Annotated in this window: 2 protein-coding genes; both read left to right on the top strand. The window is 39.1% G+C overall.

Going from position 1 to position 6,484, the window contains the following annotated elements; translation table 11 throughout:
- The coding region (locus tag ACNQGG_RS17095; protein ID WP_417966040.1) for a T9SS type A sorting domain-containing protein at positions 1-2,553 on the top strand (2,553 nt) is incomplete at its 5' end.
- A 1,216-nt stretch (positions 2,554-3,769) separates the two neighbouring features.
- Positions 3,770-6,484, top strand: a 2,715-nt coding sequence (locus ACNQGG_RS17090; protein ID WP_470303377.1) for an HYR-like domain-containing protein, incomplete at its 3' end; no start/stop codon positions are given.

The raw sequence follows: 6,484 nt of genomic DNA, 5'->3' as shown, positions 1-6,484 counted from the left end.
AGCGTTAGTGCCACTTGGACAGACAATTGTGGTGTAAAAGGTGCTAAATCAGGAAATGTAGCAGGAGTTGCCGGTACTGTACAAACTGGTGCAGATGGCTGTTCCCAATATAGAGACTACACTTTTGATATTACCGACGATTGCGCAAACGTAGCTGTTCAGAAAAAAGTGCGCATAACTAGACAATATGACGTGACCATACCAGTGATTACAGCACCTGCTGATTATACATTGACAGGATGTAATACGGATTGGCCTGCCAGCGTTAGTGCCACTTGGACAGATAATTGTGGTGTAAAAGGTGCTAAATCAGGAAATGTAGCTGGAGTTGCCGGTACTGTACAAACTGGAGCAGATGGCTGTTCCCAATACAGAGACTACACTTTTGATATTACCGACGATTGCACAAACGTAGCTGTTCAGAAAAAAGTGCGCATAACCAGACAATACGACGTGACCATACCAGTGATTACAGCACCTGCTGATTATACATTGACAGGATGTAATACGGATTGGCCTGCCAGCGTTAGTGCCACTTGGACAGACAATTGTGGTGTAAAAGGTGCTAAATCAGGAAATGTAGCTGGAGTTGCCGGTACTGTACAAACTGGAGCAGATGGCTGTTCCCAATACAGAGACTACACTTTTGATATTACCGACGATTGCACAAACGTAGCTGTTCAGAAAAAAGTGCGCATAACCAGACAATACGACGTGACCATACCAGTGATTACAGCACCTGCTGATTATACATTGACAGGATGTAATACGGATTGGCCTGCCAGCGTTAGTGCCACTTGGACAGACAATTGTGGTGTAAAAGGTGCTAAATCAGGAAATGTAGCTGGAGTTGCCGGTACTGTACAAACTGGTGCAGATGGCTGTTCCCAATACAGAGACTACACTTTTGATATTACCGACGATTGCACAAACGTAGCTGTTCAGAAAAAAGTGCGTATAACCAGACAATACGACGTGACCATACCAGTGATTACAGCACCTGCTGATTATACATTGACAGGATGTAATACGGATTGGCCTGCCAGCATTAGTGCCACTTGGACAGACAATTGTGGTATAAAAGGTGCTAAATCAGGAAATGTAGCAGGAGTTGCCGGTACTGTACAAACTGGTGCAGATGGCTGTTCCCAATACAGAGACTACACTTTTGATATTACCGACGATTGCACAAACGTAGCTGTTCAGAAAAAAGTGCGTATAACCAGACAATACGACGTGACCATACCAGTGATTACAGCACCTGCTGATTATACATTGACAGGATGTAATACGGATTGGCCTGCCAGCGTTAGTGCCACTTGGACAGATAATTGTGGTGTAAAAGGTGCTAAATCAGGAAATGTAGCAGGAGTTGCCGGTACTGTACAAACTGGTGCAGATGGCTGTTCCCAATACAGAGACTACACTTTTGATATTACCGACGATTGCACAAACGTAGCTGTACAGAAAAAAGTGCGCATAACTAAACAATACGACGTAACTCCTCCAGAGCTCACTTGTGCAGCTGATAAAACTCAGGATTGTGGTACAACACCTTCATTTGTTGATCCAACAGTTAAAGACAATTGTGATGCAAATCCGGTATTAACACATACAGACTCTAGCAATGGAGATGTATTTACACGTACCTGGACTGCTACGGATGCCTGTAGCAATAAGTCTGCTACATGTAGTCAAGTAATCACAATTGGATCTTGTGGACATCTCTTCCCTACCGCAACTACTTGTTGCAGTTTCAGAAATGGTTCTGCCCAGGCATTTACGCAAGTTTGTTATACAGCTAGTAAAGTGAAAGGAAAACTTATAGTATCCAACGCAACGCCTGGTGTATTCTTCTATTATGCTAAAATTAAAGCGCCTAGTTCTAGTTTCTGCGTAGATGTATTGCAAACGAGAGCTTGTGCCGAGTTAGGATTCTTTGCACTGCAAAAAGACCAGATAATTCTTTGGGATAAAAATTGTAATAAAGCCTCTAATACAACTGTTACCGTTACAGGTGGAAATGCAAATATCTGTATTACTGGAGCAACCAAAGATGATGAATACGTAATTTCTGTTAAATATGACACCAAATCTATTGTTGGTACTCCATCTAATGGTAATTGTGAGTACACATTTGTAAGTCAGATAAGCGGATTGAATGTATCTGGAAGCCAAGGAAAAATAACAGCTTCTAAAGATTGTCAGGTTGGTACTATTTCAGCTGGAAGTTGTAGTTCAACTGCTGCTATTGCTCCGATAGAAACAACTGTAACCGCTAAAACCACAAGTAATGCAGGTTTCGATGCTTATCCGGTTCCTTTCAAAGATCAGCTTACCATCAAATACAAATTTGATTACAAATCTGATGTAAAAATCGAGGTGTTCAATGCACAAGGAATATCAGTACTAACAAAAACTGATACTAATAGTTATTTTGATAAAGAAATAACACTGGATCTTAAAGCAAGCAAAAGACAAGAACAAATGTATGTCGTGAAAGTGACTACTAACAGAGGAAGCACTACGAAAAAAATAATGTCTTCAAAATAGATTTTAAATGATTATCTAATCCTTAAAAAAAGAATGAAATGGATTAGAATAAAAATAAGCCTCGGAAGTAAAAATTCCGAGGTTTATTTTTATATTTTTAATTGAGTTTTTATACAAAGACAGCTTTGCAATTGATAAAATATTTTATGTTCTTTATCATTAAAAATATCATTTTTAATGATAAAGTAGTTCATTACCATTTTTCATGATTTGTATTTTATTAAAAAAGTTGATTAATTTTCGTTTACTATTTGCATTAAAATCAAAGCAATTTCAATAATACTGATTTAGCTTTGATTTTATCTTTTATAAACCTCTTGGTTTTCTATTTATCATTCTCATTTCTCCCTACATTTCGAAAGAATAGAAAACAATATTTTGAAATTCTTATGCTGTTTATGAAACCATAAAAAAAAGGAGTCAATTTCAATAATTTAAGATTATCAATAATTGTCTAAAATTGTTGAATAAAAATCAGTTTAAAACCAATTAAATGATTAAAGTGTAAGAGTGATTTATTGCTTTTAACATTATTTTTTAATTAACAAAATTTAAGTAATAAAATTATTAATTAACTGAAAGTCAAGTAGTTAACAAGTTTTTTAGTATTAATATTTTAGTACTGTAAACCTTTTCTTAACGAACTGTGTTCCTTGTCGGGAATAATAGAATGTTGTCTTGTTTGGCTTTATTTTTTTTTCATTTTTTACTGTAATACCTAACTTTGGTTTAACAAAAAATTATTTCATTTAAGTTGTTTATCAAGCAACTTTCAAATAATAAAAGGATCTTTTTGTTACCCCACAATAAAATATCCTTTGGATGATGGAGTACTTCATAAATTATTTTTTTGAAGATGTTTCGTTTTTCTATAAGTTTTCTCTGAATCTGAAAACTTTTGTTTATCCTGTTTTTATTATTTCTAATCATTTTTAAAATCAATATTTTAAATTGTTAAAAAAAATGTTTTTAGTTAGTGAATGGATGTGGCTATTAATTCCCACATTGCCAATCCAGTTTATTGAAAGTATGCTTCATAAAATCTATTTTTTGAAGAGGATTGTTTTTCTGGTGGTTACCTATTTTAAATCTGTAACCTTTCTATTTTTTCTAATGTATAAATACAATTTATGAGAGAACACACTTTAGTTTTTCGCAACCCCAAACTCTACTAATGCTTTCTTGTTAATAATTATGGTCTTAAAACCAAATTATTATGAAAAAAATTATCTCTTTTAAGATAAAAAGTACGCAAGAATATTGTTGTATTTTTTTCCAACTTTTAAACGTAGGTTTTTCAAAATTTAATTTTATAGCTCCAGTTGATTCTTTATCAAGGCTATGGTCTTGTTATTGGCGTCAATCATTTGCTTTGCCATTTATATTGGCAGCAATTTTAATGACGGGTTATAGAGTTAATGCACAAGGGTCTATTAAAGGTGTAGTGCCGGTACAATATCCTATTAGTGGTTCAGCAGTTGATGGTGATGCCTTTGCCCATGAACCCATTGGTACTATATATGAAGGTGTAGGCGACTTGTTTGACAAATTGCATCCTACTATAGCCGGACATGGCGTGATTAACCCAAATACAGGTGAAGTTTTTTACAAACCCACAAGCCCTGTCACTGTGCCTGTCAGCTATTTCCTTCAGGATCCTTATCAAAATGATCCAACCATATTCACCCAATCTAATAAGATAAATGATAATCCAAACACCTATACTTGGGGTGCAGGATCTTCACCTAACAAAAATGAAATCCAAAATGCTGGTGTTCATTTTAGTTATGGTGATCCGGGTGTAATAGGAGGAGTAAGTATTGATGATCAAACCTTTGTTGCCGGTACGAGTGGACCTGGAGTTGCTACGGATTTATGGGCCCTTTTTGCAGGTGACCGTCAGGTAACCAATGGGAGCAGTTACATCGATTTTGAGTTTTTACAGGCTCCTTTAACGATTACTGGTGCCACCTTTGGGCCAGCTGACCCCTTAAGTGGTGTTGCACCAATTATAGGAGGCAGTGGCGGATTTACGACATTAGGAACCGAGGGTGGACGCACAGTGGGTGACATATTGCTCACTATTGAATTTACCCAAGGAGGCGGTGACGCTAACGTCGTGATTCGGATATGGACAGCAATAGCGGGAGGAGGCTATGAATATGTAATTCATCCCAACTCTGAGTTTTTTGGCGATGTTTATTTAACCAATAACGTTTCGACTACCACAGTACCCTTTGATACCTACGGAACCTTTCCTGGTGTTTATGCTCCTAATCAATGGGCGGAGGGTGCTATAAATCTTACCCAAGTGCTCGAAACGATTAATAATCCATGCTTTACACTCAGTACACTGTTTATTAGAACACGATCTTCAGGAAATTCAGCTCAATCTGAATTAAAGGATTTTCCGGGAGCTCCAATTCAGTTAAATTTGGATTTGAGCAATCTGGCAGTCACCTGCGCTGCGCCTGTTACTTTACCAGTATGCAGCACAACCGAAGCAATAACAACAGCTTACAATACTTGGAAAGCAGGTTTCAGTAATACGGGTGGAATTAGCCCAGTTACTGATAACCTGGCAGATTTTCCGCCTTTAGGCAATCTGGCCTGTGGTGGACAATTGACTTTCGAATATAAAGTATTTGATGCTTGTCACGAAGTTCCTAAAACATGCACCAGTACTTTTACTGTTGTAAAAGACGAGGTCATACCAGTAATCGCAGCTTTACCTGCCGTGTCCACCATCAATTGTCCAGCCGTACCTGTCTTTGCGCAAGCTACAGCAACGGATAATTGTACGGTTGCTTCTTTGACTTTTGCGGATGTAACTACTCCGGGCAACTGTCCGGCTAATTACAGCATAACCAGAACATGGACTGCTATGGACGGCTGTGGAAACACATCCACCGCTACGCAAACCATCAATGTTCAGGATATCACTGCACCGGTAATCGCTGCTTTACCAGCTCCATCAACAATCAATTGTCCAGCACTGCCTGCTTTTGCGCAAGCTACCGCTACTGACACTTGTGATGCATCGGTAACGTTGACTTTCAATGATGTGACTACCCCAGGCAACTGTGCCGGAAATTATAGTGTAACCAGAACATGGACTGCTACAGATGATTGTGGAAACTTCTCCACCGCTACGCAAACCATCAATGTTCAGGATATCACTGCACCGGTAATCGCTGCTTTACCAGCTCCATCAACAATCAATTGTCCAGCACTGCCTGCCTTTGCGCAAGCTACCGCTACTGACACTTGTGATGCATCGGTAACGTTGACTTTCAATGATGTGACTACCCCAGGCAACTGTGCCGGAAATTACAGCGTGACCAGAACATGGACTGCTACAGATGATTGTGGAAACTTCTCCACCGCTACGCAAACCATCAATGTTCAGGATATCACTGCACCGGTAATCGCTGCTTTACCAGCTCCATCAACAATCAATTGTCCAGCACTGCCTGCCTTTGCGCAAGCTACCGCTACTGACACTTGTGATGCATCGGTAACGTTGACTTTCAATGATGTGACTACCCCAGGCAACTGTCCGGGAAATTATAGTGTAACCAGAACATGGACTGCTACAGATGATTGTGGAAACACATCCACCGCTACGCAAACCATCAATGTTCAGGATATCACTGCACCGGTAATCGCTGCTTTACCAGCTCCATCAACAATCAATTGTCCAGCACTGCCTGCCTTTGCGCAAGCTACCGCTACTGACACTTGTGATGCATCGGTAACGTTGACTTTCAATGATGTGACTACCCCAGGCAACTGTGCCGGAAATTATAGTGTAACCAGAACATGGACTGCTACAGATGATTGTGGAAACTTCTCCACCGCTACGCAAACCATCAATGTTCAGGATATCACTGCACCGGTAATTGCTGCTTTACCAGCTCCATCAACAATC

Origin of the sequence: Flavobacterium esculini (assembly GCF_048284325.1) — a bacterium.
GTDB lineage: Bacteria > Bacteroidota > Bacteroidia > Flavobacteriales > Flavobacteriaceae > Flavobacterium.
Note: the sequence above shows the minus strand (reverse complement) of the source record. Positions and strands in the feature narration are given on the sequence as shown.